Origin of the sequence: Bradyrhizobium sp. NDS-1 (genome assembly GCF_032918005.1) — a bacterium.
GTDB lineage: Bacteria > Pseudomonadota > Alphaproteobacteria > Rhizobiales > Xanthobacteraceae > Bradyrhizobium > Bradyrhizobium tunisiense.
The window spans coordinates 3,527,659-3,553,744 of the sequence record NZ_CP136628.1; the positions used below are offsets into that span (position 1 = coordinate 3,527,659).

Sequence of the window (26,086 nt, forward strand, 5' to 3'; positions counted from 1 at the left end):
TCCTCCCTGGTCTTCGGGCCGAATTCGCCGCGTCCGCCATCATCTCACTCCGTTTTGAGCGCCTCGATCGGGCTGAGCTTGGATGCCTTGTGGGCGGGATAGAAACCGAAGACGATTCCGGTGGCGATCGAGAAGGCGAGGGCGAGGCCGATCGCCTGGCCGTCAATCGAGGTGACCCAACCCGCCATGCGGGCGACCGTCATCGAGAGCGTGACGCCGCCGGCGACGCCGATGGCGCCGCCGAGCAGGCAGAGCACGAGGGCCTCGCAGAGAAATTGGAGCCGGATGTCCCGCATCCGCCCGCCCAGCGCGCGGCGGATGCCGATCTCCCTCGTGCGCTCGGTGACCGACACGATCATGACATTCATGATGCTGATGCCGCCGACGAGCAGCGAGACCGAGGCGATGGCGACGAGCAGCAGCGCGACAGTGCGGATCGCGCCCTGCTGCGCTTCCATCGCGGCGGCCGGATCCTGGACCTTGAAGTCGTCCTCCTGGCCGGCGGGGATGCGGTGGCGCTGCCGCAGCAGGTTCTCGATCTCCGATCGCGCCCCCGCCATCTGTCCGTCGCCGGTCACCTTGGCGATGATATACGCAACTGAATCCCGATTGATGTTGCTGGCGCTGCCGAGGAAGCGCAGCTTGGCGGTGGCGAGCGGAACGAAAGCGACGTCGTCCTGCGCCGGTCCCTTGCGATCGAGCACGCCGACCACTTCGAGCGGCACCTTCATGATCCGGATCTGCGCGCCGATCGGGTCGTCGCCGGGCGCGAACAGCTCGCGTGCGACCGTGCTGCCGAGGATCACGACCTTGCCCGCACCTGCCTCCTCGGGGCCGGAAAAATATCGCCCGCTCGCAAGCTGCCAGTCGCGCACCATGAAATGTCCCGTCGTCGTGCCGTTGATCGTCGTGTTCCAGTTCTTGCCCTCGTGGATGACCTGCGCCGTCCCGGCGATCGAGCCGGCCGCGGCCTGGATTTCCGGAATCTGCTCGAGGATGGCCTGTACGTCACTCTCGGTCATCGTCAGCTTGCTGCCGTCCTTGAGACGCACGCCGCCCTGATAGACCGCGCCCGGGGTGATCATCAGCACGTTGGCGCCGATCGCGCGGATCTGCTCCTGCAGGCGAAGCTGCGCGCCGGCTCCGATCGCAAACACCGTCACGATGGAGGCGACGCCGATCACGATGCCTAGCATGGTGAGGAAGCTGCGCAGCGGATTGAGGCGCAAGGCGTGCAGGGCGATCTGGAAGCCCTGGAGCATGGTCATGACAGCGCACTCCGTTTCGGCAGGATCGGGACCAGGGTCTCGTCACTGACGAGCTCGCCGTCATGCAGGCGGATCGTGCGGCGGCACCGCGTCGCGATGCCGGGATCATGCGTGATCATCACGATGGTCTGACCGGTCCGGTTGAGCGCGGCGAACAGGGCCAGGATCTCGGCGCCGGTGCGGCTGTCGAGCGCGCCGGTCGGCTCGTCGGCGAGCACGATCAGCGGGGAGGCGATCAACGCGCGCGCAATCGCGACGCGCTGCTGCTCGCCGCCGGAGAGCTGCCGCGGGAAGTGATGGGCCCGGTGCAGCATGCCGACGGCCTGAAGGCTCGCTTCCGCGCGCGCCAGACGTTCCTTGCGAGCGATGCCGCAATAGACCAGCGGCAGCGCGACGTTCTCGATCGCGTTGTGGCGGGCGAGCAGATTGTAGGACTGGAACACGAAGCCGATGCTGCGGGCACGCAAGGACGACCGGCGATCTTCCGACAGAGCGGCGACGTCGGCTCCCTCCAGATAGACGGCGCCCTCGTTCGGCAGGTCGAGCAGCCCGATCATGTTCATCAATGTCGATTTGCCGGAGCCGGACGGTCCCATCACGGCGACGATCTCGCCTTGCGCGATCTCGAAACTGACATTGCGCACCGCGGTGACCGCGACCCCGTCGGTGCGATAGGTCCTGCTGACCGACTGCAGGCTGATGAGCGGCGGGGAGGCGGTCATGATCCGAACCTGATTCCGAGAAATTCAAAGCCCGCCGGCCGGATCGCCTGGCCGACGGCGACCTGGCTGCCCTCGTCGAGATCTCCGCTCTTGAGTGCGACTTGTTCGACGCCGGCCGCGCCGACCGTCACGGCAATGCGCTGGAGCGCGCCGCTTGCGGTGCGCACCCACACCCCGCTGCGCGTGCTGGCCGGGTCCGGGCGCGTGCCGGAAGGCTGGAAGCGCAGTGCGGCGAGCGGCACCTTCAGAACGTCTTCCTGGCGCTCGATCACGATCTTCACCAGCGCGGTCATTCCGGGGAGCAGCGCGCCGTCCAAATTGGAGGTCGCCAGGACCACGGTGTAGGTGACGACGTGCTGCTGGTTCTGCGGCGCCTTGCGCACCTGCCGCACCACCGCTTCGAAGCGGCGGTCCGGATAGGCGTCCACGGTGAAATGCGCGTGCTGGCCGGGAGCGATGCGGCCGATATCGGCTTCGTCGACCTGTGCGTGGATCTCCATGTCTTCCAGGCGATGCGCCACCACGAAGGTGGTGCGCGATTCCAATCCGACCGCGAGCGTCTGGCCCTCGTTGACGAACCTGCCGACGACGACGCCGTCGATCGGCGAGCGGAGCACGGTGCGGTCGAGATCGGCCTGGGCCGCGGCGAGAACGGCCGCCTTCTCCGGCACGGCCATGCGTGCCTGCTGCAGCTCTGCCTCGATCCGGCGGACGTCGGCCTGTGCCCCCTCCACCGAAAAGGAGTTGAGGGACATCAGGACCTCGGCTTCGCGCTCCTGGGCGAGGCGTGCGGTGAACTCCGTCTGCGCGTCGTCGACAGCCGTCGTTGCCACGACGTTCTGCGACTGGAGCGCCAGCTTGCGCTGCAGGGTCTTCTGCGCCGAACTCTTGACCGCCTGCGCGCTCTCGAGCTTGGCAACGAGCACGTCCCGGCTGCCCCTGGCATTTTGCAGGTCGATCCTGGCGCGATCGAGCTTGGCCCTGGCGATGTCGACCAGGGAATTGGCAACGGCGAGAGAGGCCCTGGCTTCGTCGACCTTGGCCGCAAAGCTGCGCGGATCGATCAAGGCGAGCGGCTGATCCTTGGTCACGGTGTCATTGAAATCGACATAGACCCGGGCGAGCTGCCCGGACAATTGGGAACCGACCTCAATCGTCTTCACCGGCTGCAGGGCGCCGGTGACGGTGACGGTCTGCTCGATGCTGCCGCGCTGGATGGAGGCATAGCGGAACATCGGCGCATCCGACCCGAAGGTCGGTGCTTCGCGGCGGCCGGGCACGAGCAGCCGCTTGGTCTCGTCGTAGGCGTGAGCCGCCTTGTCTGCCGCGCTCCCGGCAGCGCCGGTGATGACGGCCGGCCCCGCGGCGTAGATCGCGGCGAGACCGCATGCAGTTCCTAGCAAGGCAATCGCTGGCACAAATCGCATATCAAAACCCGCCTCGTTGAAATGATTTCGTTGTCGGCAGGAAAAAGTGGCAACTCGCTATGGTTGTAAATCATCTAAAAGTAGTATCGATCGTCAGTATGTCGCGCTTGCGGGGGCGACGGTCGGGTGCGCATCGTCATCCAGAAGTAAAGTCTGCGGGGTGAGACGTTTCGTGATTTGCCGACAATGCATATGCATCGTATCGATACGAAGCGCGCGGTATCGAACTCGATAAGCTGACTGAACGCCTCGTATGATCCGGTCGATACGGCCGGTGGCCGGCGATCACGCCGGCACGTGGGTTGTAAATGCCATGACGCAGTTGGCGATGCTGCGGCCAAGATACCGGACTGTCGTATTCGCGATAGCGCGCTTCGCCATGATGCCGCCTGTGGCGCGTCGAAATCCCCGCGATCACGAAGCCCAATGTGTGAACGCCTTCACTCGCCTCCGGCGAGCGTTGGCCCTAAGACGTCGAACCGGCGGACGGACGCCGATCGTTCGATTCCCGCGAGTTGATCCAAGCACCTTGTCTTCGCTTGCAAGAAGAATGGACGGCGTTTGCCGGTCCATCGAGCCCAAGCCGGGAGTTTGTTGAAATGAATTCAGGCCAGGCCACCGTCTATGTCGTCGACGACGAAATCCAGATTCGAAATGCGATTGGAAGCCTGTGCGAGGAGACCGGCCACCAGGTGAAGTTGTTCGCCTCGACGGACGAGTTTCTCGCGGAGGATATTTCGCCCGGACCTTCGTGCCTCGTGCTCGATGTCCGCTTTCCCGGCACGTCGCCGACCGGCCTCGAGCTTCAACGCCGGCTCGCCGAGACGGGTGTGTCGATCCCGATCGTCTTCATCAGCGGCCATTCCGACGTCCGCGTCTCGGTCGAAGCCATGAAGCGCGGTGCGGTCGAGTTTCTGCCGAAACCGTTTCGCGAGCAGGAGATCCTCGATGCCATCAGGCATGGCATCGAGCGCGATCGCAGGCGGCTGGAGCGCGAAGACAGCGTGCGTGAAGCGCGCCAGCGCGTCGACACGCTGACGGTGCGGGAGCGCGAGATCATGCTGCTGATGGCCGAAGGGCTGGTCGCCAAGCAGATCGCGGCGCGGCTTGGCGTGAGCGAGGTGACGGCGAAGGTTCATCGCGCCAGGATGATGCGAAAGCTCGAGTTGCGCACGCCGATCGAAGTGGTGCGGCTGATCGACAGCATGGGGCGCGAGGCGCAGAGGACGTGCACAGGCATGGGATAGAATCTGCTCTTGCGCTTCCATGTGCCGACATTTCGCGCAGGCGTCTAGTCCGTATCGATTAGCATGAACTGCAGTCTGTCGCGCAGGCCACGGTCGGTTCACAGTATCCCTACGATGTCGGCCTCTTCCAAGACGGCATCCGTACTCAGTCAGACAACTTGGCCAGAAAGGGATACTCCATGCGCAAATTGTTTTTTGCTTCCGTTGCATTGTTCGCCCTGTCCTCCGCGGCGCAGGCCGCCAACACCTCGACCACGGTGCAAGTCGGCGTCGCGAACGGTTCGTCCGTCACGCAGAACGGCCTCACCAACTCCACTTCGTCGACCAGCCAGCTCGGCCTCGTGAACAGTGCGAGCACGATGCAGGGCACCAGCGCGGCCTCGCTCAACAACGGCAGCACGGTGACCCAGATCGGCGTGCAGAACTCGGCGACCACCGGGCAGGTGGCGTTCGGCAACAACGGCAGCTCGATCACCCAGGACTCGTTCGGGCCTGCCGCGCTGCAGAACAACGCCGCCGGCGTCGGCCAGCTCAGCGTGTTCGGCACCAACGGCAGCACCGTCACGCAGACGGCGCACTGACCCACGCAACCGTTTGGCCGGACGCATCGAGTTGCGGTGCGTCCGGACCATTCCCGAATGCACCGCAATCCGGGCGGCCGATCAATTGCGATGGCCCGCTTATTCTCGTGGAGGAAACGACATGCGGATCACCTATTTCATTGCAACGGTTGCAGCGTTCGGTGCGCTGACGGTCGCCGATGCACAAGCCGGCAACAGCGCCAGCGTGCTGCAATTCGGAACCACCAACACTTCGTTCATTTCGCAGAGCGGGTCGACCAGCAACAGCGCCACGACGATGCAGTTCGGCGCGACCAATAGTGCGACCACCTTGCAGACGGGCTCGCTCCTGACCGTCAACAATTCGGTGATCGGGCAGGGCGGCACCACCGCGACTGCGTCCAACACGGCGCTGGCCGGCCAGGTCGGCGGCTCCAATTCGAGCCTGATCGGCCAAATCGGCGCGAACAACACGGCCGGCGTCGGACAGCTCGGTATCCTGAACGGCTCCACGATCATCCAGCAGGCTCCGTGAGCCGATCCGAAGTGACGAGGCATGTCATGAAATATCATTCGGGATGCGCGGGCGCCGTCGTGCTCGCTCTGTGCTCGATCGGTGCCGGCTCGGCCGGCGCCCAGACCGCCGACATCAAGACCATCGTCTCGGTCGGCGGGCCGCCCGTCGTGCTGAACCAGAACAGTCAGCTCAACATGGCGGGCGTGTTCATGATCGGCGGCAGCACCAGCGCGACCGTGACGCAGAACGGCACCAACAATGCCACGGGCGTTCTGCAATTCGGCGGGACCAATTCCGCAGCGATCGGGCAGGCCGGAGCGAACAATTTGGCCTTCGTCGGTCAGACCGGCCAGTCGGCGACCAGCCTGATATCCCAGCTCGGCACGATGAATGCGGGCACGGTGGCGCAGTTCGGCGCGGTCAACGCGTCGACGATCGTCCAGACCAATCCCTGATACGCAGGCGGTCTCGCCGGCGTCGACAACAAACGGGGCAGTGCGATGCGATACGGCAAGCGGGTCCTGAGACAGGTCTTCGCCCTGGCGGCATTGGTCGCCGCCATCGGCTCGGCGACGCAGGCGTGTGCCGGCTCGGTCCAGCGCAGCGTGACGAGAGGCAATGTCAGCATCGAAACGGTCGTGCAGTTCGGCGACAACGTTCAGCCCGTGACGATCGAGGAGAACAGCCGCATCAACATCGCGCGGGTGATCCAGATCGGCGGGACCGGAACGGTGGACGCGACCATCATCCAGAACGGCACGCGCAATTATGCCAATGTGATCCAGGTGGGCGGCACCACCAATGCGGTGATCGGTCAGTCCGGCGTGAGCAACACCGCCGAGATCACCCAGATCGGCAATTCCACCAACGCGCTCCTGCTCCAGATCGGAGACATGAACACGGGAGCCGTGAGGCAGTTCGGGCGTTTCAACTGGCTGGCGGTCTTTCAGTTCAGCCGATGATGGAGGTGTGAGATGAGATTGCTCCTGCTCGCCTCCGGAATAGGACTCATGGGCGTGGTTGCGGCGGCGCCGGCGGGCGCCGGCGACGGCCACACGACGGTGGTCCAGGACGAGAACGGCACGTCGGTGATCACGCAGAGTGGCGATCCGGCACAAGCCGAGGTCAAGATCGAGAAGGAACCCGGGCGCACGACGGTCTATCGCCGCAGCGGCGGCAACACCGCGATCGTGACGCAGGGTACCGGAACGGCGCAGGACATGCTCGACTGGCTGCGCAAGCAGGGCCGTTGACGCACGAAAGCCCACCGTCGCAGCCGGGGATTCCGGGCGTCTTGCCGCAGCGGTTCCGCGGTTAATCCCGTGCCTTAACCAATAATTAATTATACGTTTGCGGGTGGGCGACGGCCCGGCCTAGCGTAGCTGCGGGGAGCCGCTATCGCTTGAGCCAAACGAGTTGGTGCGTATCATGACGTATAAAATGCATGGGGCCTTGCTCGCCTCGCTCAGCGCAGCCGCGCTGCTCCTTCCCGCCAATGACGGTTTTGCCGGACCCGGCGCACAGCAGGGCCTGGCGGCTGCGCCGTCCGGCGCCATGGCGCGCGCGCCGATCGGACCGGGCGCGCGGTTTCACCGGCGCAGCAACCCCTGGGTCTACTGGCCCGGCGGCGGCGGGTACTTCAACGGCGGTGCCGCCTACAGCCAGCCGTTCGGCGAGACAGCTCATTCGTTCTCCGGCGACGTGCGCTACACCTATTCCTATGACGTTCCCTGGGACTGGACGCATCGCTTCCCGCCGAATGTCGTGCCGTCCGACCGACCCTATGTGCCGAGCTGCCCGACAGAGCAGGTGACGGTTCCCGGCCGCGGCGGCAGCGAGCACACCGTCAACATCATGCGCTGCTATTGAGCGGCGCTAGCCGAGCTCAAAGCTGGTCACGCCGAAGACGCGGTCGATGCGCAGCGGCGCGATCGGCCCCGTGTACATCCGCGCGGTCTCGAACACCGGCTTGAGGCCGAGCGCCTCCGCATGCGCGATGGCCTGGGGGTTGACGGCGGGGACATCAAGGAACACTTCGCCAATATTTGCGCTCGCAAGCAGGGCCTGGACGATCGCCTCCGCCGCCGCGCGGTCGTCGGCGACCAACGGGCCGATCTTGTGGCCGGTCCGGCACGGCCGGATCACGCCCCATGCGGCGAGCTTGCCGTCGCGCACCAGCGCGCGGCCGAGATGGCCCGGCGTGTTGATCCAGGCCCGCAGGAAGGCGCTGCGCCGGGCCGGGAAGACACTGGCGTCGTCGGCTTCCACATTTGCAAACGGGATTTTGTCGAGCGCAACGACATCGGCGGGCGGCCTGAAGGGCGCGGCGGCGATGCCGCCATAGCGGATATTGGCGTAAGCGAGCTGGAAGCCGGATTTCCTGTAATTGTCCTGCTGTGCCACGACACCGTCGAGCCCGATCACGCGCGCGCCCGCATGCGCGATCGCCGCGTTCCAGATGCGCAGGCCGTGGCCAGAGCCGCGCAGATCTGCGCGCACCATGTAGAAGCCGAGGAAGGCGAAGCGGTCGTCGTAATCGACGCAGGAGATTGTCGCCACCGGCTCGCCATCGATCTCGCCGACGAAGAAGCCTTGCGCGTCGGGAGCCGCGAAGCAGGCGGCGTCGGAGAGGCCGGGATTCCAGCCCTCGGCCGCGGCCCAGTCGATGGCGATGGAGATCTCCTCGGGGGCTAAGTTGCGGATCTGCAAATCACTCATCTCGCTTTGCTCATGAGGTGTGTCCTCTGGCCATGGACCTGCCGACAGGTCTGGCGGTAGAAGGCCTCATGATAGGCCGAGCCTGCGGCTCGCCTCAACTCGAGGGATGATCGGTCATGGCAGCAGAGAAGGTTGCGCTCGTTACCGCCGGCGGCAGCGGCATGGGGGCAGGCGCTGCGCGGCGGCTGGCCGCGGACGGGTTTCGCGTCGCGATCCTGTCGTCCTCCGGCAAGGGCGAGGCGCTGGCCGCCGAGCTCGGCGGGCTCGGCGTCACCGGCTCCAACAGGGAGAACGACGATTTGAAGCGTCTCGTCGATGGCGCCATGGCGAAGTGGGGACGGATCGACGTGCTCGTCAACAGCGCCGGGCACGGGCCGCGCGCGCCGATCACCGAGATCACCGACGAGCAGTGGCATGCCGGCCTCGACACATATCTGCTGAACGCGATCCGCCCGACGCGGCTGGTGACGCCGATCATGCAGGCGCAAAAGGGTGGCGCCATCATCAACATCTCCACCGCCTGGGCCTTCGAGCCCAGCGCGATGTTCCCGACCTCGGCGGTGTTCCGCGCAGGCCTTGCCGCCTTCACCAAGATCTTCACCGACACCCATGCGGCCGACAACATCCGCATGAACAACGTTCTGCCGGGCTGGATCGACAGCCTGCCGCAGACTGATGCGCGCCGCGACAGCGTGCCGATGAAGCGCTACGGCAAGGTCGAGGAGATTGCGGCGACGATCTCGTTCCTGGCCTCCGAGGGCGCGGCCTACATCACCGGCCAGAACATCCGCGTCGACGGCGGGCTGACGCGCTCGGTCTGAGGCAGAGTCGAATCGGGTTCAGGGATCTTGTCGTGGTGCGACGCGGTTGTGTGCTGCGCGCCGCGGGTGGCGGCTTGACGCGTGGCCCGCCGGCCACAGTTGGCATCCGTTCGCACGATCCGAAGCTCACACTACGTCACAGTCCTAGTGAACTTCGCCGCAGCCCAAGACGAGCAGCCGCGCACGCCCTATCCCCTCTCTGCGACGGTTGCCTGGTACAGGCGCGCATTCGGAACGCGAGGTCGATCGCGTGGGGCAAGGAGATTGATATGAACAAGTTTTTGCTGGCGATCGCTTCGGTTGTCCTGGGGACCGCATCCGTTCAGGCGGCCGACCTCGCGGCGCGTTACACCAAGGCGCCGGTGATGGCGCCGGCCTATAACTGGACCGGCTTCTACGTCGGCGGCAATGTCGGTGGGCAGTGGGGCAGTGCGAACCCCGCCACCACCACGCTGTTCCCGGTGGCTGCCTATTTCGCGGATTCGAGCGTGACCGCCATCGGGTCGGTCGGCGCCCAGCACATCAACAGCTCCAGCGTGACCGGCGGCTTCACCGCCGGCTACAATTGGCAGGTCAACAACGCCGTGCTCGGCCTCGAAGGCGACATCAACTATTTCGGCTTCAAGGGCAGCGCGAGCAGCACGGCCGTGTATCCCTGCTGCGCGCCCAGCACCTTCACCATCAATTCGTCGGCCTCGGCCGATTGGCTCGCCACCATTCGCGGCCGCATCGGCTTCCTCGCGACACCGAGTTGGCTGATCTACGCCACCGGCGGCGCCGCCATCGCCGAGGTGAAGGGCAATTTCAGCTTCACCGACACCTTTGCAGGCGCGACCGAGTCCGGAGCGATCCGCGACACCCGCGTCGGCTGGACGGCAGGCCTCGGCGGTGAATACGCCGTCGGCAACGGCTGGTCGTTGAAGGCCGAATATCTCTACGTCGATCTCGGTCGCAGCAGCATGACCAGCAACAATCTGAACGTCGGTGTGGCGTTGCCGGCCCAGACCTTCACCCATTCTGTCGATCTCAAGTCGAACATCGTGCGCGTCGGCGTGAACTACAAGTTCGGCGGACCGGTCGTCGCCAGATACTGAGCAGCCCGTTGCGACTCTGGTGTGAAAAGCCCCGGTTCGCCGGGGCTTTTTGTTGCGGCGTCAGCCAGCGTGCGATGCCACCAGACGCGCCAGCGCGGGCAGGATCTTGTAGCGGGCGATCTCGTGCGGATACTCGCCGCGATTGGCGAGCAGGACGATGGCGATCCGCCGCGCCGGCACCAGTCCGATATAGCCCGAGGCGTTGTTGAGGCCGCCCGGCTTGTCGACGATCGTGGCGTCAGGGAGATGCACGGTCTCCCAGGCCATGGCCTGTCCGAACTTTTCGTCGATGCGGAAGGACTCACGCTGCGTCATCCGCAGCGTCTCGCGCAAATGCGGATCAATCGCGCGGCCATCGATGCAAGCCGTTGCGAAAGTGGCAAGATCCCGGGCGGACGAGAACATCTGGCCCGTGCCGGCAAAGTCGAAATAGCTCTGCTGGCTGCCGATCGGGCCGATCGCCACGCCCTGGTCGGAATAGCCCTGGACCACGCGCTGCATCCAGGCCTCGTCCATGACAGCGCGATTGTCTGTGCCGCGTTCCGGGAGGAAGGTGGCCTCCATGGCGAGGGGACGGAGAATGCGGTGCTGGATCAGCGTGCGGATCGGCTTGCCGGTGCAACGTTCGAGCACGAGCTGAAGCACCACGTAGCCGGCATGGGTGTAGATGCGCTGCCGGCCGGGCGCGACGCCGGACGCCGGCGCGAAGGCGTTCAGCATGGCCATAAACTGCTCGCGCGTGTACTGCTCGTTCGGCCAGGGCGGATGGTCGGTCGGCAACAACAGACCCGAGGTATGCGTGACAAGCTGGCCGACGGTCACGTTGCGGATATAGCTGCCGTCCAGCTCGGGCATGTATTTCGGCAAGCGGTCGTCGAGCCGCAGCTCGCCGCGCAGCACGCCAAGCGCGACAAGAGCCGCCTCGAACGGCTTTCTCAAGGAGGCGAGGTTGAACAGCGTGTCCGGCGTCACCGGCCGCCGCGTGACATCGTCGGCAAGACCATAGGTGAAGAACTCGACATGGCGCCCGGCATAGAGGGCGGCGGCGAGGCCGCCCGCATGGTCCGGCGTCGCGGTCGGTGCCAGCTCGCGCGCGACGATGTCGCGCATCTGCGCGATCATGTCGGAATCCGCCGAGGCACGGCGGGGCCAGGCGAGGGCGAGCGGAACGAGCGCCGCCCGGGAGAGCGCACGCCGGGTGAGGTGCGACGAAGTGACAACGGCTGGCACGACTCTGACGCATGCAGGATGCGCCCCCAAAGCCTTCTTAGCGTGAAGAGGGCGGGCGTCCCAATTCACGATTGCGCGTTGTCGGGTTCCGCCTGGTGGGAGACGCGGCAAAATAACTTAGCCGTTCAGCTAACAATTATTGACGTCGGATCCTGGCGGCTCTATAGTTAGCTTCATGGCTAACCAATTATCCCCCCTCGATCAGGTCTTCTCCGCGCTCGCCGATCCGACGCGGCGGGCGATCGTGATGCGGCTATGTGACGGCGAGGCGTCGGTCGGCGAGCTCGCCGATCCCTTCGACATGGCGTTGCCGAGCTTCATGAAGCACATCCACGTGCTGGAGACGAGCGGGCTCATTCTGTCGGAGAAGTCCGGGCGCGTGCGCACCTGCCGGCTCAGCCCGGATGCGCTCCTCGGCGCCGAGGATTGGTTCCAGCGGCAGCGCGCGATCTGGGAGGCGCGGCTCGACCGGTTCGAAGCCTATGTGATGAAGCTCAAGAAAGAGAAGGAGAGGGCGGCCGCCAAGCGGCCGTCCCGAGCAACCAGGAAGAAAGGTTCTGAGTGATGACGAATTCTGCCAATCCCGCTCTGTCGCAATGGTCCCTCGACCGCGAGATCGTGATGTCCCGCGTGATCGACGCGCCGCGCGATCTGGTGTTCGAGGCCTGGTCCGACCCGAAGCATCTGCCGCAATGGTTCGGGCCGAAGGGTTTCAAGGTCGAGACCTTCGAGATCGACGTGCGGGTCGGCGGCGTCTGGCGCTTCAACATGATCGGCCCCGACGGCACGGTCTATCCGAACCGCATGCGCTTCCGCCGCATCGAGCGGCCGTCGCTGATGGAGATGGATCACGGCCTCGACCAGGACGATGACCCCGGCATGTTCCGCTTCACCGTCACCTTTGCCGAGCAGAGCAATGGCAAGACCGTGCTGATGATGCGTCAGCTGGCCTCGAGCTCCGAGCAGCGCGACGGCATGATCGGCTTCGGCGCCGTCGAATACGGCTACCAGACGCTGGACAAGCTTGCAGCCTATGTGGCGGGCATGAAGCGTTGAGGACAAAGCGGTCCCGGCTGAGGACAAGCCGGGACCGCATTCGCGCGCCTCACTCCCTGGCCTCGTCTGTCACGATGTCGCCGAGTTTCTGCCAGCGCTGGCCGTCGAACTGCACCATCTGGAACTGCTTGTTGACGCGATAATCGGTCGGCGACGTCGAGACCGAGATGCCCGGCAGCGTCAGGTCGAGTTCGACGTTCCTGAGGTTGGCCGCCTGCCGCATCACGTTGTCGCGGGTGAGGTCGTCGCCGCATTGCTTCAGCACCTGAATGAGCAACTGCGCGGTGATGTAACCGTAGACGTTCAGGTTCGAATCCTTGTCGCCCTCGGGATAGTACTTGGCCATGAAGGCGAGGTAGCGCTTCATGCCGGGATCGTCCTTCCATTCGGGATCGGCGGCATCCTTGACGTAACCGACGCTGACGACGCCCTTGGAATTGTCCAGGCCCGCCGGCTTCAGCACGGCGCTGAGCGAGGAGGCGTTGATGTCGATGATGTGCAGCGGCTTCCAGCCGATCTCCGCGACCTTCTTGATCGCCTGGGCCGCCTGTTTAGGGGTCGTGGCGCTGAACAGCACGTCGGCGCCGGCATCCCTGAGCCGCAGGATCTGCGAGTCGATCGTCGGTTCGGTGATCTCGTAGGACGTCTCGGCCACGACCATATTCGCGGCCTTCTCGCCGAGGCCGGCCTTGAGGCCGGCGAGATAATCCTTGCCGAGGTCGTCGTTCTGGTAGAGCACGCCAATTTTCGCGTTGGGGCGGTTCTTCAGCAGGTACTGCGCGTAGATGCGGCCCTCCACGAGGTATGAGGGATTGAAGCCCATGGTCCAGGGAAAGTTCTTGGGATCGGTGAAGCGCGCCGCTCCGGTCGCGGCAAACAGCTGCGGGATCTTCTTGGCGTTGAGATATTTCTGAACGGCGACGTTCGGCGCGGTGCCGATGATCTGGAAAGTCAGCAGCACCTCGTCGCTTTCGACCAGCCTGCGGGTCTGCTCCACGGTTTTCGGCGGCGAGTAGGCATCGTCATACTGGATCAATTCGACCTTGCGGCCGTTCACCCCGCCCTGATCGTTGATCATCTTCATATAGGCGGCCTGAGTCTTGCCAATCACGGCGTAGGCCGAGGCCGGGCCGCTGAGCGGCACGGTCTGACCGACTTTGATCGCGGTGTCGGAAGCGCCGGGATCGTATTTCTTCTGCGCCTGCGCCGCGGCGCTCGACAGCCCGAGAAGCAGGGCGAAGGCCGCGATGTGTTTGAGAATGACGCTTGTCATGTCCGGTCCCTCCCGATTGCTATTCGCCCTTGAGACCGGCGTCGCGGATCAGCTTGGCCCATTTCTGCGTCTCGGCGTCGATGAACCGGCCGAACTCGGTCGCATTGCCGGCGCGCACTTCGAGGCCCTGAGCGGTCAGCTTGTCCTTGATCGCAGGTTCTGCCAGCGCGCGCAGAACTTCGGCCTGGAGCTTGTCGACGATCGCGCGCGGCGTCGTCGAGGGCGCCATGAAGCCGTACCAGCCGGCAGCAGCAACGTTGGGAAAGCCCTGCTCGCGCAAGGTTGGCGCCTGCGGATAGAGTGCGCTGCGCTCGGGCGAGGCGACGCCGAGCACGATGAACTTGCCGCTCTGGATATAGGGCAGGGCAGTCGGCAGCGCCGTCAGCGTGGCATCGACGCGGCCGGCGAGCAGCTCGGTGTAGGAGGCGGCATCGCCGCGGAAGGGGATGTTGAGACCCTTGACACCGGCGTCGCGAAACAGGAGCTCGCCGGCAAGGTGCGGCTGTGAGCCGGCGCCGGGCGAGGCGAAGGTCAGCCCATCGGGTTTTGACTTGCCATAGGCGATCAGCTCGGGAAGCGTCTTGAACGGAGCGTCGGCGCTGATGATGAGAAACAGCGGCGCGACCACGACCATGGCCACCGGCTGCAGATCCTTGCGGTCATAGGTCAGCTTGCCGAACAGCGCCTCGGCGGTGGCGTAGGGAGCCGCGACGTAGAGAATGGTGTAGCCGTCGCCCGGCGCATGCGCGACCATGTCATTGGCGATGCGGGTGCCGGCACCCGGCTTGTTCTCGACGATGAATTGCTGACGCAGGCTGCGGCCGAACTCTTCGGCGAGCAGGCGCAGCGAGATGTCGTTGGAGCCGCCGGGCCCGTAGGGCGAGATCAGCCGCACCATCCGCGAGGGCCAGGCATCCTCGGCCCGTGCCGTCAGGCCGGGGCCGGCGACCAGGCTGCCTGCGATGGTGCCCAGCAGGGCTCGGCGTGTGAGCGATGTCACTGTCTTCTTCCTCCCCTTTTTATTGTTGGTGTTCTTGTTGGTCTTGCCGCGACGTTCAGATCACCTTTCGCTGGGTGAGCCGTTCGATCTCGTCCTCCGAAAGGCCGAGCCAGTCGCAATAGACTTCGCGATTGTCCTGCCCGATGTCGCCGGCTGCGTGACGCATTCGCGTGGGATCGACGGTGAAGCGCGGAACGACGTTGGTCATGGCGACCGTGCCGAAATCGCGGTCAGGGACGCGCGTGATGACTTCGCGCGCCTTCATTTGCGGGTCGTCCGCGATCTGGTCGATCGAATAGATCGGGGCGAGCGTTCCCTGCGCGGCGTTGAATCTCGCGAGCACCTCGTCGAGGGGATGCGCGGCACACCAGCCGGCGAAGATGTCGTTGAGCTCGGCGGCATGTTTGACGCGCCGGTCGTTGGTGGCGAAGCGCGGATCGTCGATCAGGTCGGGCCGCTCGATCGCCCGGCAGTTCGCCGCAAAGAGGGCGTTGGTCGAACCCGCCAGCGTCACCCAGTGATCGTCGCTGGTGCGAAACACGGCGGCCGGCGCCGAATAGCCGTTGGCGTTGCCGATCCGGCTGCGGATGGCGCCGAGCTGATCGTGCTCGATGGCGAGGACGTCGAGCAGGCGGAAGGTGGCTTCGGTCAGCGAAAGATCGATCTCCTCGCCGGGCGCATCGGGGTCGTGCGCCCGTTTCCAGAGCGCCGCGAGCACGCCGACGGCACCGAACAGACCGCCGATCGAGTCCCCGATCGGGTATCCCGGATGGGTCGGCTCGCCGTCGCTCTCCCCCGTGATATAGGTGAGCCCGCCCATGGCCTCGAAGATGCGGGCAAAGCCAGGCCGCTCGCGATAAGGGCCATCCTGCCCGAAGGCGGTGGCGCGCAGGATCACGAGGCGCGGCTGGATCGACCACAGCACCTCCTTCGACAGGCCCCATCGATCGAGCGTCCCCGGACGGAAATTCTCGATCAGCACGTCGAAGCGGGAAACGAGCTGCTTGAACAGCGCAAGACCGTCCGGTGTGCGCAGATCGAGCGTGGCAAACTTCTTGTTGCGGTTGGCCGCCTTCCACCACAGCGGCTTGCCGTCCTTGAACGGCGGAAACGCCCGCACGCCGTCGCCATGCCCGGGCATTTCGATCTTGAGCACCTCGGCGCCGTAGTCGGCCAGCAGGGTTGCGGCAAAGGGCGCTGCGATGATCGTCGCGATGTCGAGAACCTTCAGTCCCTCGAGCGGTCCAGCCATGTCACGTCCCGGCGCTTGTGATTTTCTTGGTTTTGCGGGGCGGCGTGAGCTCTGCCTGCCCGACGATGGCGCGGATGCTGTCGGCGAGCGCCGCGATGCGCGGTCCGATCTCGCCCTCGAGCTGCCCCGGCTGCAACCGGAACGCGGGGATGCCGCAATTGATCGAGAACGACTGCTTCGATTCGCCGGCGTGAAACAACGGCGCGGCGACGGCATGGATCGAGGCCATGTATTCGCCCCAGCAGGTGCAGAAGCCGCGGCTTTTGCATTGCGTGATCCCGGCGCGATACTTGTCACGAAAAGCAGACCACAGCTCGGCGTCTTCCGAGGCGATGTTCCGTTCGAGCCGCTCCGCATCGGCCGACGGCAGGGTCGCCGCCGCGGCGCGTCCCATCGCGGTCATCACCACGGGAATCGGCATGCCGATGTCGGGCGCGTGCGGCCCGACATCACCGGAGCGCGCGGTCTCGACATAGATCATCGAGGTGGCGTCGAGCAGACCGATCGAAACCGTGCCGCGGACGCTGAGCGCGAGCTCCTGCATCATCGGCCGCGCCATTTGGCGGAATTGCATCCCGGCAAGCAGGGGATGCGCGATCCGCAGCGCCCGCGCACCGACGCGGTACTTGGCGCGTTCGGCGTCGTAGCGGAGGTAGCCGAGTTCGGCCAGCGTGTGGGTCAGCCGCGCGACCGTCGGCCGCGGAATTCCGGTGAGCGTCGACAGCTCCATGTTGCCCAGCAGCGTGCTGCCGGCCCTGAACGCCTCGAGCACGACGAGCCCCTTCGCCAGCGTCGTCGCGAAGGCGGCGTCGTCGACACTCTCCGCCAGCACTGCGGCGGCGGAGGAGAGCGGATGTCGAGGTTTGGCGGAATCTGTCCGAGGCATTCCTAACTATCGGACGAACGAATTTGGGATGTCCAATTAATTCGCCGTTGCGGCAAAAAATGTCCGCTATGTGGACGGTACGGTTGCGCCGGGGTTTCGCTGAAGCGCGCGCTCGACCCACCAAACACACAGATTTTTGTCGTGATTGCATGCCCTCCTGTGACAGGATTATTACGTCGGCATGTCAGATCGATAATTCTTGGAGCAGTTCATGTTGCAGTGGCAGCAGCGGTCGAATCCCCTCGCGTGGTGGTGGGGATCCCTCACGCTTGTGAGCGGCGCCAACATCCTCGTCTGGTTCATGCTGTACCGCGAGTTCTACCCCACGCCTTCGGGCAGCCTCGGTGGCGGCTCGGACATCGGGCTAATGTTCCTGTTGTGCGCCGGTTATGTGTTCGGCTGCGCGTTTCGCTCGGTCCTGCCGCGCGCCGACGTGCAGCGCATCTGCCTGTTCGACACCTGGCTGTCGAGCGTCGTCGTCGGCCGAACGGTCGCGACCGTGGCCGAGCTCTGCTTCGTCGCGCAATGGGCCATCATCCTGCATCAGCTCGGCAAGATGACCGGTGCGGAGACCGCGGTGAACATCGCGCTCGTGATCGTGCCGATCATCATCATCGCGGAGTGCTTCTCCTGGTATGCAGTGGTGACGACCAACTTCCTCTACAACGCGATCGAGAACTCGCTCTGGGCGGTGACCTTCTTCCTGGCCGGCATCGCGCTGTGCCGCCTGATGCCGGAATTCCAGGGCCCCGTGCGCTGGGCGCTGATGTCCGGCATCGTCGGCATTGCCTGCTTCCTGGCCTTCCTCATCACCGTCGACGTGCCGATGTATTTCAGCCGCTGGCGGGCAGGGCACGCCGAGGGCAACAGGTTTCTCGGCTTCCTCGAAGGCCTGCACGATGTCTCGACGCGCTGGGTGGTGACCCACGACATCGCGCATTGGAAGGGCGAGCTGACCTGGATGTTCCTGTATTTCAGCGCCGCGGTGTGGTCGAGCCTCGCGCTCTGCGCGCTCTACGCGATGGAAGGCTATCTGGCGCGCTATCTGGCCTGAGGGCTGGAGCACCATTCCGATGGAATTGGAGCAGTGCTCGGGATTCACGGTTTGACGCGCGTTCCTGGCGCGAAATTGCGGGCACTTCGCTTGAATCCGCTCTACTTGCCCACCAGGCTGCACTTGCTGCGGTCGAGCGGACGGAAGGCCTGATCGGGCGGGATGGTCGCGACCAGCTTGACGAAATCCCACGGCCCCCGGGACTCCTGGGGCGTCTTGACCTGAACCAAATAGAGATCGTGCACCATGCGCTGGTCTTCGCGGATGCGGCCGTTGGGCGTGTACGCATCCGACACGGGGGTCGCCTTCATCTTGGCCATTACGGTCGCGCTGTCGTCGGAATCTGTGTCCTTGATCGCCTGCAGATAGTGGCGCACGGCGGAATAGACGCCGGCCTGGATCTGCGACGGCATCGCCTTCCGCCGCGCATAGAAGGCGTCGGAGAACTTCCGGGCTGCCGGCGAGACGTCCTCGAAGAACGAGGTGAGGATGAGGTCGCCCCTGGTTGCCTTCAGCCCGACCGCTTCAATGTCGACGTTCTGAAACGACATCGGCACGATCTTGATACCCTGATCAGCGAGACCGAATTCCTCGGCCTGCTTGATCGCGGTGGCGTTGTCGCCGGCCACGTTGATGGCGAGGATCTTCGCGCCCGAGGACTGGGCCTGCAGCAGGAACGAGCTGAAATCGGGCGTGCCGAGCTGCGCCTTGACGCCGCCGGCGACCTTGCCGCCGAGTTCGCCGATGCGGGCTCGTGCCGTCGCCTCAATCGAATGGCCGAAGGCGTAGTCGCCGGTGATGAAGAACCATGGCTCCTTGCTGGTCTGCATGATGCCGGAGACCACGGCGGTCGCGGTGGAATAGGCGTCCTGGGTCCATTGCACGCTGGTCGGCGCGCAGGCCTCGTCGGTGAGCTGATTGGCGCCGGCGCCGGAGACGAGGAAGATTTTTCCGTTGCCGCGGACGAGCTCCTGCACCGCGAGGGCGGCGCCGGAGCTGCCGCCGTCGGCGATTGCCTGGACGCCGTCGCTGAACCATTTGCGGGCCAGCGATGCCGCAAGATCCGGCTTGTTCTGGTGATCGGCCTGCAGGATCTCGATCGGCTTACCGTTGATCTTGCCGCCAAACTCCTCCGCGGCCATCCGCGCCGCCTCGACCGAGCCCGGCCCCATGGCGGTGGCGAACACGCCGTTCATGTCGGTGAGCACGCCGATGCGGATCAAGTCGCTCTTGATCTCGGCGCGCGCAGGCGGTCCTGCGAGCGCCAGCGTGACCAGCAGGATGGTGGCGGACGTCGTGCGGATGTTGGCCATGGCGTTTCCCGGTTTTGTCATTTTGATTGTGCGAAGACGTGGTCAGGCCGGTTCGGCGATGACCGTGTTGCGCAAGGTTCCGATGCCGGAGATCTCGACCTCGACGGTGTCGCCCGGGCGCATCCACAGTGGCGGAGTGCGCTTGGCGCCGACCCCGCCCGGCGTGCCCGTCACGACGACGTCGCCGGGGACCAGCGGGCAGATCGTGGAGATGTAGGCGATCAACTCGGGGATGGCGGTGATCAGGAGGTCGGTCGTGGTGTCCTGCACGACGGCGCCGTTCAGGCGCGTCTGCAAGGCGAGCTTTGACGGATCTGGAATTTCGTCCGTCGTCACCAGCCACGGGCCGAAGCTCCCGCTTTCGGCAAAGGTCTTGCCGGACAGGAACTGGCTGGTGTGCCGCTGCCAGTCGCGGATGCTGCCTTCATTGTAGCAGGAATAGCCGGCGATGTGGTCGAGCGCGCGGCTCGCCGGGATGTGCCGGCCTTGCTTGCCGATGACCAGCGCGAGCTCGCCCTCATAGTCGAAATCGTCGCTTACCCTGGGCTTCACGATCGGCTGGAGATGGCCGACCTGGCTGCAGGGAAAGCGCACGAACAGCGCCGGCTTCTCGGTGACGGTGCGGCCGGTTTCAGCCACGTGGTCCCGATAGTTGAGGCCGACGCAGATGATCTTGCCGGGATCGGGAATCACGGGGGCGAAGACGATCTTGTCGAGCGGATGATCGGGCGCAGTGGATGCGGCCAGCTTCGCCGCTTCGGCGAGGCGACCGGCTTCGAGCAATTGCCGCAGCGTCGTGCAGGGCGCCATGCGCGCGCCGAGATCGACGACGCCGTTGTCCTTGACGGCGCCGAAAGAGGCGCGGCCGTCGGCGATGAAAGAAAGCAGCTTCATGAGATATATCCCTGAGAATTGTTCGGTCAGGCCGCGGACGGCACCTGGGTTGGAGGCATGATGGCGGCGATGAGCTGGTCGAGTTCGGTCCCGTTACGGGCAGTGCCGCGCACGTAGCGGTCGGGGCGAACCAGCGCGGCGGTGATGCCGTGCTTGCGCAGCCAGTCGCCGATGGCTTCCGCGTCATCGTTGGTCAGGATCTTGATCCCTGCCCGTGAAAGAGCGAGAGGCGACGAGAGCATGGCCGCACTCTCGACGAGGAGCGCGTGGCTGTAGCCGACCCGGTCGTCGCTGCGGCCGCCGTCCGTCAACGCGAATTGCGGCGCGAGTTGTCCGGCCAGGGGCGACGTGCCGAGCGCGAGCCCGGGGCCCAGCAGGGGCTTCTTCACCTCGAGCTTGACCGGCGCGTTCTCTCTGGCCTCGCCGGCGGCAAGGCCCGCTTCGATCGCCTTGGTGTTGATGACGCCGCCGAGACGGATGGCGAGCTCGATGAATTCGCGCACATGCGGCTGACGTTCACTCTGGTACGTGTCGAGCAGATCGGGCGGGGCGCCGCCCCGGATGATGGCGCCGAGCTTCCAGGAGAGATTCGCGGCATCGCGGATGCCCGCGCACATGCCCTGGCCCAGGAAGGGCGGAGTCTGGTGTGCGGAGTCGCCCGCGAGCAGCAATCGTCCATTCCGCCATTGCTGTGCGATCACCGAATGAAACGTGTAGACCGCGGCGCGTTCGAGCTCGGCATCGTCGGGCGTGATCCAGCGCGACAGCAGCTCCCAGACCTTTGCCGGTTGCGCGATCTCCTGGGAATCCTCGTCCGGGAGAACCGTGATCTCCCAGCGCCGCCGCGTCCCGGTGCCGCGCACATAGGTCGCCGGCCGGCTGGAATCGCAATGCTGGAGACTGTAGTCGCCGAGATCGTCGCGCGCGCGCTTGAGCAGGACGTCGATCACCAGCCAGCGTTCGTGGAAGCCGAGATCGTCCATGCCGGAACCGATGAACCGGCGGACCAGCGAGCGGGCGCCGTCGCAGCCGACGACATAGCCGGCGCGAACCTCGCGGAGCTTGCCGTTGGAGAGGTCTTCGTAGCGGACGCGCACGCCATTCTCGTCCTGGTCGAGCGCGAAGACGTCGCACCGGTTCTGCAATGAGACGTGGGGAAAGCGGGCGAGGCCGCCGATCAGGACGTCCTCCAGATCCGGCTGGTGGAAGCGGTAGCTGAGATGCCAGCCCATTGGCGTCAAAGTCTGCGGACGCGACCAGTCCAGCAGCATCTTGCCGTTGGCATCGAGAAAGAGCATGCCTGGGCTGAGGATGACGAGCGGCGAGATCGCGTCGGCGAGGCCGATTGTCTGGAATACGCGCATGCATTCGTCGTCGAAATGCACCGCCCGTGGCAAATGATAGGTCCGCGCCTCGCGCTCCAGCACCAGCGTGCGAAGGCCGCACAGGCCGAGCAGGTTGGCGAGCGTGGCGCCGACCGGGCCGCGGCCGACGATCACGACATCAAACTCCTCGGGGGCGGATTTATCTTGCATGGGGGTATCTCTTCCCCAAGCCAGGCCGTCCGTTCAACGCCGTCGCGCCAAGTGTCCGCCCAGCGGACGGATCGGCCTAGACCTCGACGGGAATGGCTGCGGCCGTCTCCTGAAGCTGCACTGCAAACTGCGCAATCGCCTCGTCGATCCCCAGGGCCGAGCGAATCCAGATGATGGAGATGCAGCCGAACACGGCATCGTTGCGCACGATGGGCACGGCGATCGAAGCCGTTTTCGGATTGTATTCGCCCTCGCTGCGAACCGCGTAGCCCCGGGCTTGCGTCTCGGCGATCATGCGGTCGAGGCGGGCTTCGTCGAGAAAGGGGCGGTCGTCGGCCTCGTCGATGCGGCGCAGGTGATTGAGGATCAGTTCGCGCTCATGGGCGGGGCAGGCGGCGAGATAGGCGCGGCCGGCGGAGGTGCGCAGCATCGGCAGGCGCTTGCCGATCATGCTGCGGTCGATCGAGAGCGGGCTCCGCGCGTGGGTGGTCTCTTGGACGATCATCGCCGCGTTCTCGTAGGTCGAGAGATCGACCGGCCAGACCAGGGTCTTGCTGAGCTCGGCGAGATAGGGCGCCGTCGCCTGGCAGATCACGACGCCGGGATCGTAGCCGTCGCCGAGGCTCAGCGCGCGCCGGGTGACGCGAAAACGGTCGTCGCTTGCGCTGCGGGCGATGTAGCCGAGTTCTTCCAGGGTTTCGAGCAGGCGGTAGACGGTGGGACGTGGCAGGTCGAGCGCGCGGGCGACGTCGCCGGCGCGGATGCCGCCGGAGCGGTTGACCTCTCGCAGCACATCAAGCCCGCGCTTGAAGGCGCGGACGCCTTCCGATTGACGCGGCGCTCCCGTCCCCGTCCGCTCCTTGGACACTTCGCATTTCCTCCCTTGTGGCGCACGGTCCAGCGATTATCGTTGCGAACGCGAAGCGATTGCGGAACGCACCGTAGGATCGTGCGCAGTCGGTATCAAGTTCGCCGTATTGCGGCATACGCGATGCCTTCGGGAGGACTTCAATGGAAATCACCGCGCTCGGCTATATCGGGATCAATTCATCGCAGCTCGACCAATGGGGCCGGATGGCGACGGGACTGCTCGGCATGCAGCAGGTCGATCGCGGGGGCAAGATGCGCGCGTTCCGGATGGACGATCGCAAGCAGCGGCTGATCGTGGACGGCAGCAGCGACGCCGGTCTTGCGGTGATGGGCTGGGAGGTTCCGTCAAGCGCAGAGCTCGACCGCCTGGCCGCGCGGCTGGAAGGCCACGGCGTGAAGGTGACGCCTGGATCACGTGCGCTCGCCGACGAGCGGCATGTGACCGGGCTGATTTCGTTCGCCGATCCAGCGGGCAATCGGCTCGAGGCGTTCTGCGAGCCTGAGATTGCGGCCGAGCCCTTCAAGCCGGGCCGGCCTATCTCGGGCTTCCGCACCGGTGCGCTGGGCATGGGGCATGTCGTGCTCAATGTGGAGGATGTCGAGCCGCTCTTGCCGTTCTACCGCGACGTGCTCGGCTTCCACGTCTCGGATTTCGGACTGAAGCCCTACGGGCTGTACTTTTTTCACGTCAACGGCCGCCACCACAGCTTCGCGATGGTCGGCTCGGGGCGGAAGGCGCTGCATCATTTCATGGTCGAGCTCGGTAGCCTCGACGATGTCGGTCAAGGCTACGACCTCGCGCAGCTGGACGAGGGCCGTATCGCCTACACGCTGGGCCGGCACACCAACGACCACATGACCTCGTTCTACGTGAACACGCCCTCCGGCTTCTTCATCGAATATGGCTGGGGCGCGCGCGTGATTGATCCCGAGACCTGGCAACCGCACGAGACGTTCGACGGCCCGTCGCTGTGGGGTCACGAGCGATTGCACATGCCGGAAGAGCAGCGCAAGCGCCTGCGCGACATGCGGCTGGATGCGGCCGCGCGCGGCGTCCGCGTAGCCGATCCGCGCGTGCCGCCGCTCAACTGCGCGTGGCTGGACCAGGTGGTTGCGCGCGAGTGATACGCTGGCGGGAGAACGCTCACGCCTCGCCGAGATCGAGCTCGGTCAGCAGTCCCTGGCGCAGCGCGAGGCGGACCAGCTCGATGTCGGAGCCGACGCCGAGCTTGTCCTTGATCAGGGAATGCAGGTTCGCCACCGTCTTCGGGCTGACATGCAGCGTCTCGGCGATTTCGTCGGTCGTCTTCTCCGCGAGCAACAGGCGCAGCACCTCGAACTCGCGTGCGGTAAGGACGTCGGCGGCCGAGCTTTCGCCGCCGAGCCGGCTCAGCGCCAGCTCGTGGTCGATGTCGGGACTGATCGCGATCTTGCCGGCGAGCACGTCCATCACCGCGCGCACCAGCGTTTCGGGCGGGCTGGTCTTGGTGACGTAACCCCTGGCGCCGGCGCGGATCGCCTGCACGGCGAAGCCCGCGTTCTGGTGCATGGTGAAGATGAGGATCCTTGCGCCCTTGTCCCACTGCCTGATCCGCCTGACGGCCTCGATGCCGCCGATGCCGGGCATGCTGAGGTCCATGATGACGAGATCGGGCGCCTCGGATTTGTACAGACGGTAGGCTTCCGCGCCGTCGGCCGCTTCCGCGATGACGCGCAGGCCCGGCTGCTTCTGGAGCACGGAGCGATAGCCTTCGCGGACAACGGAATGGTCGTCGACCAGCAGGATGGATGCATCGGCCGCGCTCATGCCGCATGCTCCAGCGCCTGCCGGTCGGCGGCGGCGAGCGGAATGGCGACGCGCAGCGCCGAGCCGCCGTTGGGGCCAACTTCGAAGTTCATCCGGCCGCGCAGGGCGGCAACACGCTCGCGCATGCCGAGCAGGCCCATGCCGGATTTGACTGCCGCATCACTTGGCCGGCCGTCGTCGTCGATGGCCAGCGCGATCTCGTCTGCGGCCATCGTCAGATGCAGGCCGACCTTGGTGGCGCCGGCATGCTTGGCGGCGTTGGTAAGCGCCTCCTGCACGATGCGGTAGAGGTTGGCGCTGATCGCGGCGGGCAGGGTCTCGAACGCGCCGTCGAAATCGATCGTGAAGCGCGTCTCGCCGCGGCTGCGTCCGTTCCAACCCGCGACGAGACCTTCCAGACTCGCGACGAGGCCAAGTTCCTCGACGTCGGGCGGGCGGAGCCGGAACAGCGCGCCACGCAGCGTCTCCATCATGCCGGTCGCAGTCCGCGCGATCCCGTCGCATTCGCCGAGCAAAGCGGGGCAATCCTGCGCGGCGGTCTGGCGGGCGGACGAGGCCAGCGCGCGGATGGCGGCCAGCGACTGACCAAACTCGTCGTGTAGCTCGCGGGCGAGATGGCGGCGCTCGTCGTCCTGCAGCGCGATCAGCTTCCGCGTCAGCTCGCTGCGTTCGGCAAGCGCGTTGTCGAGGCTTTCGGCGAGATGGTTGAAGCCGTCGCGGATCGCGGAGAGTTCGGCGAGATCGAACGGCGGCAGCCGCGCCGTGAGGTCGTTGGCCGCGATCCGCTCGAGGCCGGTACAGATCAGGCGGGTCGGGCGCAGCGCGCGCGCCAGCGCGGCGTAGACCAGCAAGCACAGCAGCGGCAGCGCGATCGCAAACGCAATCATCAGGCGGCCGGCCTCGTGCCACGCCTCCGCCGTTTGCACGGCCGGATCGACCGACACCACGGTCTCGCCGAGCTTGGCTCCGCGCACGATCACGGGCCGTGCCGCTTCGCGGCCGGGATCGAACAGGCTGCGATAGAAGGCCGCGAAGGCCTGTGGCGGCGGGCTGGCCGGAGCAGGCGCACCGCTGCAGAACCGCTGCAGCATCTCGCCGCTCGCGCCGCGGAATGCCAGGCAGAGGCCGGGCGTCATCACATAGGCGGCGACGGGGTCGAGGTTGGGAAAGTCGCGCGGTCCCGCCACCCACTGCATCTTGCCCTGTTGCAGCTCCAGCGACTTCGCCACGATCGCGGCGATGCCGTCGATGCGCGCGTGCACCGCGCGGTCGGCGGCGATCAGGAAATAGGCGGAGATCGCGGCGAAGCAGGCGGCCGTGATGGCGGCCACGCGCAGCGTCAGACGGACCTTGAGATCGAATCTCGGGCGTTTCCACATCGAGGGCACCTGGTGCGAAGCGGGCTCGTTGCCCGGCATTAAACGGCAGAACGCGGGCGGCGGGAAGCATTCCTGCCTTACCGCAATGCAAACTCGTGAAATTTTCCCGGCATTCGTCGGGACAGCGACGGCTGCATGGCCTCGAGCGACCCGTTCAGATTTG

The 26,086-nt window shown here is 65.6% G+C and carries 28 protein-coding genes; 13 read left to right on the plus strand and 15 right to left on the minus strand.

Going from position 1 to position 26,086, the window contains the following annotated elements; genetic code table 11:
* Positions 1-44: 44 nt before the first annotated feature.
* From RX330_RS16550 to RX330_RS16560, 3 genes are read right to left on the minus strand one after another with little or no spacing between them, the layout of a single operon-like run.
* Positions 45-1,268, minus strand: coding sequence for an ABC transporter permease (locus tag RX330_RS16550; protein WP_212092818.1), 1,224 nt, complete (start codon positions 1,266-1,268; stop codon positions 45-47).
* A complete protein-coding gene (locus RX330_RS16555; RefSeq protein ID WP_212092819.1) occupies positions 1,265-1,990 on the minus strand; it encodes an ABC transporter ATP-binding protein in 726 nt (241 codons plus the stop codon). Before RX330_RS16555 ends, RX330_RS16550 begins: the two co-directional genes overlap by 4 nt.
* Positions 1,987-3,417, minus strand: coding sequence for an efflux RND transporter periplasmic adaptor subunit (locus RX330_RS16560; protein WP_317243669.1), 1,431 nt, complete (start codon positions 3,415-3,417; stop codon positions 1,987-1,989). Before RX330_RS16560 ends, RX330_RS16555 begins: the two co-directional genes overlap by 4 nt.
* Positions 3,418-4,016: 599 nt before the next feature.
* Between RX330_RS16560 and RX330_RS16565 the strand changes: the two genes are divergently transcribed.
* The 7 genes from RX330_RS16565 (at position 4,017) to RX330_RS16595 (ending at position 7,610) form a co-directional block, all read left to right on the plus strand.
* Complete coding sequence (locus tag RX330_RS16565; RefSeq protein WP_317243670.1) at positions 4,017-4,664, plus strand: response regulator transcription factor; 648 nt, start codon at positions 4,017-4,019, stop codon at positions 4,662-4,664.
* 179 nt (positions 4,665-4,843) lie between these two features.
* A complete protein-coding gene (locus RX330_RS16570; RefSeq protein ID WP_212092822.1) occupies positions 4,844-5,245 on the plus strand; it encodes a curlin subunit CsgB in 402 nt (133 codons plus the stop codon).
* Positions 5,246-5,366: 121 nt separating this feature from the next.
* Positions 5,367-5,759 carry a curlin gene (locus tag RX330_RS16575; protein WP_317243671.1) on the plus strand — a complete coding sequence of 131 codons (393 nt, stop codon included), beginning with the start codon at positions 5,367-5,369 and terminating at the stop codon, positions 5,757-5,759.
* A 26-nt stretch (positions 5,760-5,785) separates the two neighbouring features.
* Positions 5,786-6,196 carry a curlin gene (locus RX330_RS16580; RefSeq protein WP_317243672.1) on the plus strand — a complete coding sequence of 137 codons (411 nt, stop codon included), beginning with the start codon at positions 5,786-5,788 and terminating at the stop codon, positions 6,194-6,196.
* 45 nt (positions 6,197-6,241) lie between these two features.
* Positions 6,242-6,703, plus strand: a complete 462-nt coding sequence (locus RX330_RS16585) for a curlin (RefSeq protein WP_317243673.1) — start codon at positions 6,242-6,244, stop codon at positions 6,701-6,703.
* A gap of 12 nt (positions 6,704-6,715) precedes the next feature.
* Positions 6,716-6,994, plus strand: a complete 279-nt coding sequence (locus RX330_RS16590) for a hypothetical protein (RefSeq protein ID WP_212092825.1) — start codon at positions 6,716-6,718, stop codon at positions 6,992-6,994.
* A gap of 175 nt (positions 6,995-7,169) precedes the next feature.
* Entirely contained in the window at positions 7,170-7,610 is a 441-nt protein-coding gene (locus RX330_RS16595) for a hypothetical protein (protein WP_212092826.1), read from the plus strand.
* Positions 7,611-7,616: 6 nt separating this feature from the next.
* Here RX330_RS16595 and RX330_RS16600 read toward each other — a convergent pair whose 3' ends face one another.
* The gene (locus tag RX330_RS16600; protein WP_317243674.1) at positions 7,617-8,459 is read right to left on the minus strand and encodes a GNAT family N-acetyltransferase; all 843 of its coding nucleotides are present in this window, start codon (positions 8,457-8,459) and stop codon (positions 7,617-7,619) included.
* A gap of 116 nt (positions 8,460-8,575) precedes the next feature.
* On the opposite strand from RX330_RS16600, the gene RX330_RS16605 reads away from it, so the two are divergent.
* Both RX330_RS16605 and RX330_RS16610 read left to right on the plus strand, forming a co-directional pair.
* Positions 8,576-9,280, plus strand: a complete 705-nt coding sequence (locus RX330_RS16605; protein WP_212092828.1) for an SDR family oxidoreductase — start codon at positions 8,576-8,578, stop codon at positions 9,278-9,280.
* A 269-nt stretch (positions 9,281-9,549) separates the two neighbouring features.
* Positions 9,550-10,374: an outer membrane protein gene (locus tag RX330_RS16610; RefSeq protein WP_317243675.1), complete on the plus strand. Its 825-nt coding sequence runs from the start codon at positions 9,550-9,552 to the stop codon at positions 10,372-10,374.
* A gap of 60 nt (positions 10,375-10,434) precedes the next feature.
* Here RX330_RS16610 and RX330_RS16615 read toward each other — a convergent pair whose 3' ends face one another.
* Positions 10,435-11,496: a serine hydrolase gene (locus RX330_RS16615; protein WP_317243913.1), complete on the minus strand. Its 1,062-nt coding sequence runs from the start codon at positions 11,494-11,496 to the stop codon at positions 10,435-10,437.
* Between the two features lie 283 nt (positions 11,497-11,779).
* Here RX330_RS16615 and RX330_RS16620 point away from each other — a divergent pair, with 283 nt between their 5' ends.
* Both RX330_RS16620 and RX330_RS16625 read left to right on the plus strand, forming a co-directional pair.
* Positions 11,780-12,169, plus strand: a complete 390-nt coding sequence (locus RX330_RS16620; protein WP_317243676.1) for an ArsR/SmtB family transcription factor — start codon at positions 11,780-11,782, stop codon at positions 12,167-12,169.
* Entirely contained in the window at positions 12,169-12,660 is a 492-nt protein-coding gene (locus tag RX330_RS16625; RefSeq protein ID WP_212092832.1) for an SRPBCC family protein, read from the plus strand. Before RX330_RS16620 ends, RX330_RS16625 begins: the two co-directional genes overlap by 1 nt.
* A gap of 49 nt (positions 12,661-12,709) precedes the next feature.
* Here the strand turns inward: RX330_RS16625 and RX330_RS16630 are convergent, their stop codons facing one another.
* From RX330_RS16630 to RX330_RS16645, 4 genes are read right to left on the minus strand one after another with little or no spacing between them, the layout of a single operon-like run.
* Entirely contained in the window at positions 12,710-13,933 is a 1,224-nt protein-coding gene (locus RX330_RS16630) for an ABC transporter substrate-binding protein (protein WP_317243677.1), read from the minus strand.
* 19 nt (positions 13,934-13,952) lie between these two features.
* Positions 13,953-14,933 carry a Bug family tripartite tricarboxylate transporter substrate binding protein gene (locus RX330_RS16635; RefSeq protein ID WP_317243678.1) on the minus strand — a complete coding sequence of 327 codons (981 nt, stop codon included), beginning with the start codon at positions 14,931-14,933 and terminating at the stop codon, positions 13,953-13,955.
* A 55-nt stretch (positions 14,934-14,988) separates the two neighbouring features.
* A complete protein-coding gene (locus RX330_RS16640; RefSeq protein ID WP_317243679.1) occupies positions 14,989-16,185 on the minus strand; it encodes a CaiB/BaiF CoA transferase family protein in 1,197 nt (398 codons plus the stop codon).
* Position 16,186: 1 nt separating this feature from the next.
* Positions 16,187-17,071 (minus strand): IclR family transcriptional regulator, encoded by an 885-nt coding sequence (locus RX330_RS16645; protein ID WP_317243680.1) that lies wholly within the window; start codon positions 17,069-17,071, stop codon positions 16,187-16,189.
* A 211-nt stretch (positions 17,072-17,282) separates the two neighbouring features.
* Here RX330_RS16645 and RX330_RS16650 point away from each other — a divergent pair, with 211 nt between their 5' ends.
* Positions 17,283-18,125: a hypothetical protein gene (locus tag RX330_RS16650; RefSeq protein WP_212092837.1), complete on the plus strand. Its 843-nt coding sequence runs from the start codon at positions 17,283-17,285 to the stop codon at positions 18,123-18,125.
* Between the two features lie 101 nt (positions 18,126-18,226).
* Here RX330_RS16650 and RX330_RS16655 read toward each other — a convergent pair whose 3' ends face one another.
* The 4 genes from RX330_RS16655 to RX330_RS16670 form a co-directional block, all read right to left on the minus strand.
* Positions 18,227-19,438: an ABC transporter substrate-binding protein gene (locus RX330_RS16655; RefSeq protein ID WP_212092838.1), complete on the minus strand. Its 1,212-nt coding sequence runs from the start codon at positions 19,436-19,438 to the stop codon at positions 18,227-18,229.
* Positions 19,439-19,480: 42 nt separating this feature from the next.
* Complete coding sequence (locus RX330_RS16660) at positions 19,481-20,332, minus strand: fumarylacetoacetate hydrolase family protein (RefSeq protein WP_212092839.1); 852 nt, start codon at positions 20,330-20,332, stop codon at positions 19,481-19,483.
* 26 nt (positions 20,333-20,358) lie between these two features.
* Positions 20,359-21,867 carry a bifunctional 3-(3-hydroxy-phenyl)propionate/3-hydroxycinnamic acid hydroxylase gene (locus RX330_RS16665; RefSeq protein WP_317243681.1) on the minus strand — a complete coding sequence of 503 codons (1,509 nt, stop codon included), beginning with the start codon at positions 21,865-21,867 and terminating at the stop codon, positions 20,359-20,361.
* 76 nt (positions 21,868-21,943) lie between these two features.
* Positions 21,944-22,735 carry a DNA-binding transcriptional regulator gene (locus RX330_RS16670; protein ID WP_317243682.1) on the minus strand — a complete coding sequence of 264 codons (792 nt, stop codon included), beginning with the start codon at positions 22,733-22,735 and terminating at the stop codon, positions 21,944-21,946.
* Between the two features lie 143 nt (positions 22,736-22,878).
* Between RX330_RS16670 and RX330_RS16675 the strand changes: the two genes are divergently transcribed.
* On the plus strand, positions 22,879-23,862 hold the full coding sequence (locus RX330_RS16675) for a VOC family protein (protein ID WP_317243683.1): 984 nt from the start codon (positions 22,879-22,881) through the stop codon (positions 23,860-23,862).
* Positions 23,863-23,881: 19 nt separating this feature from the next.
* Here RX330_RS16675 and RX330_RS16680 read toward each other — a convergent pair whose 3' ends face one another.
* Positions 23,882-24,544: a response regulator transcription factor gene (locus RX330_RS16680; RefSeq protein WP_212092843.1), complete on the minus strand. Its 663-nt coding sequence runs from the start codon at positions 24,542-24,544 to the stop codon at positions 23,882-23,884.
* Entirely contained in the window at positions 24,541-25,923 is a 1,383-nt protein-coding gene (locus RX330_RS16685; protein ID WP_317243684.1) for a HAMP domain-containing sensor histidine kinase, read from the minus strand. Before RX330_RS16685 ends, RX330_RS16680 begins: the two co-directional genes overlap by 4 nt.
* Positions 25,924-26,086: the final 163 nt, after the last annotated feature.

What these genes read in the sequence shown, in the direction of transcription:
- RX330_RS16550 (WP_212092818.1), bottom strand. Translation starts at nt 1,268, where the DNA reads ATGACCATGCTCCAGGGCTTCCAGATCGCCCTGCACGCCTTGCGCCTC.
- RX330_RS16555 (WP_212092819.1), bottom strand. Translation starts at nt 1,990, where the DNA reads ATGACCGCCTCCCCGCCGCTCATCAGCCTGCAGTCGGTCAGCAGGACC.
- RX330_RS16560 (WP_317243669.1), bottom strand. Translation starts at nt 3,417, where the DNA reads ATGCGATTTGTGCCAGCGATTGCCTTGCTAGGAACTGCATGCGGTCTC.
- RX330_RS16565 (WP_317243670.1), top strand. Translation starts at nt 4,017, where the DNA reads ATGAATTCAGGCCAGGCCACCGTCTATGTCGTCGACGACGAAATCCAG.
- RX330_RS16570 (WP_212092822.1), top strand. Translation starts at nt 4,844, where the DNA reads ATGCGCAAATTGTTTTTTGCTTCCGTTGCATTGTTCGCCCTGTCCTCC.
- RX330_RS16575 (WP_317243671.1), top strand. Translation starts at nt 5,367, where the DNA reads ATGCGGATCACCTATTTCATTGCAACGGTTGCAGCGTTCGGTGCGCTG.
- RX330_RS16580 (WP_317243672.1), top strand. Translation starts at nt 5,786, where the DNA reads ATGAAATATCATTCGGGATGCGCGGGCGCCGTCGTGCTCGCTCTGTGC.
- RX330_RS16585 (WP_317243673.1), top strand. Translation starts at nt 6,242, where the DNA reads ATGCGATACGGCAAGCGGGTCCTGAGACAGGTCTTCGCCCTGGCGGCA.
- RX330_RS16590 (WP_212092825.1), top strand. Translation starts at nt 6,716, where the DNA reads ATGAGATTGCTCCTGCTCGCCTCCGGAATAGGACTCATGGGCGTGGTT.
- RX330_RS16595 (WP_212092826.1), top strand. Translation starts at nt 7,170, where the DNA reads ATGACGTATAAAATGCATGGGGCCTTGCTCGCCTCGCTCAGCGCAGCC.
- RX330_RS16600 (WP_317243674.1), bottom strand. Translation starts at nt 8,459, where the DNA reads ATGAGTGATTTGCAGATCCGCAACTTAGCCCCCGAGGAGATCTCCATC.
- RX330_RS16605 (WP_212092828.1), top strand. Translation starts at nt 8,576, where the DNA reads ATGGCAGCAGAGAAGGTTGCGCTCGTTACCGCCGGCGGCAGCGGCATG.
- RX330_RS16610 (WP_317243675.1), top strand. Translation starts at nt 9,550, where the DNA reads ATGAACAAGTTTTTGCTGGCGATCGCTTCGGTTGTCCTGGGGACCGCA.
- RX330_RS16615 (WP_317243913.1), bottom strand. Translation starts at nt 11,496, where the DNA reads ATGATCGCGCAGATGCGCGACATCGTCGCGCGCGAGCTGGCACCGACC.
- RX330_RS16620 (WP_317243676.1), top strand. Translation starts at nt 11,780, where the DNA reads ATGGCTAACCAATTATCCCCCCTCGATCAGGTCTTCTCCGCGCTCGCC.
- RX330_RS16625 (WP_212092832.1), top strand. Translation starts at nt 12,169, where the DNA reads ATGACGAATTCTGCCAATCCCGCTCTGTCGCAATGGTCCCTCGACCGC.
- RX330_RS16630 (WP_317243677.1), bottom strand. Translation starts at nt 13,933, where the DNA reads ATGACAAGCGTCATTCTCAAACACATCGCGGCCTTCGCCCTGCTTCTC.
- RX330_RS16640 (WP_317243679.1), bottom strand. Translation starts at nt 16,185, where the DNA reads ATGGCTGGACCGCTCGAGGGACTGAAGGTTCTCGACATCGCGACGATC.
- RX330_RS16645 (WP_317243680.1), bottom strand. Translation starts at nt 17,071, where the DNA reads ATGCCTCGGACAGATTCCGCCAAACCTCGACATCCGCTCTCCTCCGCC.
- RX330_RS16650 (WP_212092837.1), top strand. Translation starts at nt 17,283, where the DNA reads ATGTTGCAGTGGCAGCAGCGGTCGAATCCCCTCGCGTGGTGGTGGGGA.
- RX330_RS16655 (WP_212092838.1), bottom strand. Translation starts at nt 19,438, where the DNA reads ATGGCCAACATCCGCACGACGTCCGCCACCATCCTGCTGGTCACGCTG.
- RX330_RS16660 (WP_212092839.1), bottom strand. Translation starts at nt 20,332, where the DNA reads ATGAAGCTGCTTTCTTTCATCGCCGACGGCCGCGCCTCTTTCGGCGCC.
- RX330_RS16665 (WP_317243681.1), bottom strand. Translation starts at nt 21,867, where the DNA reads ATGCAAGATAAATCCGCCCCCGAGGAGTTTGATGTCGTGATCGTCGGC.
- RX330_RS16675 (WP_317243683.1), top strand. Translation starts at nt 22,879, where the DNA reads ATGGAAATCACCGCGCTCGGCTATATCGGGATCAATTCATCGCAGCTC.
- RX330_RS16680 (WP_212092843.1), bottom strand. Translation starts at nt 24,544, where the DNA reads ATGAGCGCGGCCGATGCATCCATCCTGCTGGTCGACGACCATTCCGTT.
- RX330_RS16685 (WP_317243684.1), bottom strand. Translation starts at nt 25,923, where the DNA reads ATGTGGAAACGCCCGAGATTCGATCTCAAGGTCCGTCTGACGCTGCGC.